Annotated in this window: 2 protein-coding genes; both read right to left on the reverse strand. The window is 67.4% G+C overall.

Going from position 1 to position 1696, the window contains the following annotated elements; genetic code table 11:
* Nucleotides 1-1017, reverse strand: a 1017-nt coding sequence (locus FGQ67_RS09970) for a dTDP-4-dehydrorhamnose 3,5-epimerase family protein (protein WP_138341792.1), incomplete at its 3' end; no start/stop codon positions are given.
* 14 nt (nucleotides 1018-1031) lie between these two features.
* A partial coding sequence (locus FGQ67_RS09975) for a dTDP-glucose 4,6-dehydratase (RefSeq protein ID WP_138341794.1) occupies nucleotides 1032-1696 on the reverse strand: 665 nt, incomplete at its 5' end.

Below are 1696 nucleotides of genomic sequence, written 5' to 3' on the forward strand. Positions count from 1 at the left end.
GCGCATGATGTAGTGGCGCGGGCAGCCGGCCACGGCGATGTCGCCGGCGGCCTTGGTCTGGCCGTAGACGGAAAGTGGGCTGAGGGGCTCGTCCTCGGTATGGGCCTCGGCGGCGCCGTCGAAGACGTAGTCGCTGGACACGTGGACGAGCGTGATTCCGTGCTCCGCGCAGGTGCGGGCGAGCAGGGCCGGCCCTGTCGCGTTGGCCTTCCAGGCGGCCACGCGGCCCTCGGGGGTCTCGGCCCTGTCGACCGCCGTGTAGGCGCCGCAGTTGATCACGGTGCCGTAGAGCGACCAGTCGTATTCGGAGTAGGCGTCCGGGTCGGACATGTCGAAGGTGTCGATGTCGCAGAAGTCGAAGTCCTTGGCGACCCCGCGCTCCTCGGCGAGTCTGCGGACCGCATGGCCCAGCTGGCCGTTGCAGCCGGTGACGAGGGTGCGCCTGGGCGCCATGGGGACGACGTCCTTCAGCATCGGGTGGTTTTTGTCCGCCTCGGAGACGGTAGCCTCATCGAGCGGGATCGGCCAGTCGATGGCGAGCTCGGGGTCGGCGAGGTTCACGAAGGTGTAGGTCCTCTTGAGCTCCAACGACCAGTGGGCGTCCACCAGGTAGGTGTAGGCGGTGCCGTCCTCCAGCGCCTGAAAGGAGTTGCCCACGCCGCGCGGGACGTAGATGGCCTTGCTCGGGTCCAGCACGGTCGTGTAGACCTTCCCGTAGGTGGCGCTGCCCTCGCGCAGGTCCACCCATGCGCCGAAGACCGAGCCGCGGGCGACGGAGATGAACTTGTCCCAGGGCTCGGCGTGGATGCCGCGGGTGACGCCGCGGCTGTCGTTGTAGGAGACGTTGTTCTGGACGACGCGGAGGTCGGGGATGCCCAGGGCGCACATCTTGGCGCGCTGCCAGTTCTCCTTGAACCAGCCGCGTGAGTCGCCGTGGACGGCGAGGTCGACGACCTTGAGGCCCCCGATGCTGGTCTCGGTTACGGAGAGGTCCTTCTCGAATGCGATGTCTGCCATAGGTCTCTCCCCTCCTACTGGCCCTGCGCGCGGTAGCGGGCCTCGGTGGCATCCTTGGCGGGGCGCCACCAGGACTCGTTCTCGACGTACCAGTCGATCGTCTGCTTCAGGCCCTCGGCGAAGTCGGTGTGCGCCGGCCTCCAGCCGAGCTCGCGCTGGAGCTTGGTGGAGTCGATGGCGTAGCGGCGGTCGTGGCCGGGGCGGTCGGCGACCCAGTCGAAGTCCTCGGGGTCCTTTCCCATCGCCTCGAGGATCATGCGCAGCACGGTGATGTTGTTCTTCTCCCCATTGGCTCCGATGAGGTAGGTCTCCCCCGTGCGGCCCTTCGTGAGGATGTCCCAGACGGCCGAGGAGTGGTCCTCGGTGTGGATCCAGTCGCGCACGTTCTCGCCCTTCCCGTAGAGCTTGGGGCGCACGCCGTCGATGATGTTGGTTATCTGGCGCGGGATGAACTTCTCCACGTGCTGGTAGGGGCCGTAGTTGTTGGAGCAGTTGGAGATCGTGGTGCGAAGCCCGTAGGTGCGGGTCCAGGCGCGCACGAGCATGTCGGAGGACGCCTTGGTCGAGCTGTACGGCGAGCTCGGGCGGTAGGGCGTCTCCTCGGTGAACTTGGCGGGGTCGTCGATCGCCAGGTCGCCGTAGACCTCGTCGGTGGAGACGTGGTGGTAGCGCACGCCGT

Origin of the sequence: Collinsella aerofaciens, assembly GCF_005845035.1 — a bacterium.
Classification (GTDB): Bacteria; Actinomycetota; Coriobacteriia; order Coriobacteriales; family Coriobacteriaceae; genus Collinsella; species Collinsella aerofaciens_I.